Annotated in this window: 1 protein-coding gene; it reads left to right on the top strand. The window is 69.0% G+C overall.

All coding sequences use genetic code 11. The annotated features are described in order from the left end of the window. Window positions 1-815: cyclic nucleotide-binding domain-containing protein (locus H5965_RS45975; RefSeq protein WP_310977641.1), on the top strand; the 815-nt coding region annotated here is incomplete at both ends.

The following is an 815-nucleotide window of genomic DNA, read 5'->3' as shown; positions in this document are numbered from 1 at the left end:
CTGAGCGTCACCGCCGCGCGGACCCTGACCACCACCACCAAAACCCTGCCGCAAATGCGCGGCATCACCACCCGCTGGCTGCTCTCCCAGCTGCCCTGGGTCGACGTCCCCGCCGGCTCCTACCGGGTCAACCGGCGCCTCACCTACACCCTCGGCGACGGCAAACTCTCCTTCTACACCACCGGCACCCGAGTCCAGGTCATCCCCGCCGAACTCACCGAACTCACCCTGCTGCGCGGATTCAGCGACGAACCCGCACTCGCAGCGTTAGCGGAAGCGTTCGAGCAACGCGAATACGAACCCGGCGACACCCTCGTCACCGCCGGCACCCCCCTGGACACCCTGTTCCTGCTCGCCCACGGCAAAATCACCCGCCACAGCACCGGCCCCTACGGCGACGACCTCCACCTCGGCACCGCCACCGACGGCGACCACTTCGGCGAACAACTCCTCGGCCCCGACCCCGGCCAGTGGTCGTTCACCGCCCGCGCCGCCACCCGCGTCATCGCCCTCGTCCTGCCCGCCGCGGCCTACGCCCGCCTCAACGGCCGCTCCGAAACCCTCCGCACCCACGTCGCCGACACACTCGCCCGGCCACGCAAACCCCAGAACGCCAAAGGCGAAGCCGCCATCGACCTCGCCGCCGGACACGACGGCGAACCCCTCCTGCCCGGAACCTACGTCGACTACGACCCCTCACCCCGCGAATACGACCTCGCCGTCGCCCAAACCGTCCTCCACGTCCACAACCGCGTCACCGACCTCTACAACCACCCCATCAACCAGCTCGAACAACAACTCCGCCTCACCATCGA

It is taken from the genome of Amycolatopsis sp. 505, from assembly GCF_031625235.1.
Taxonomy (GTDB): domain Bacteria; phylum Actinomycetota; class Actinomycetes; order Mycobacteriales; family Pseudonocardiaceae; genus Amycolatopsis.
The sequence above is the reverse complement of the archived record's forward strand: the minus strand, read 5'-3'. Positions and strand labels throughout refer to the sequence as shown.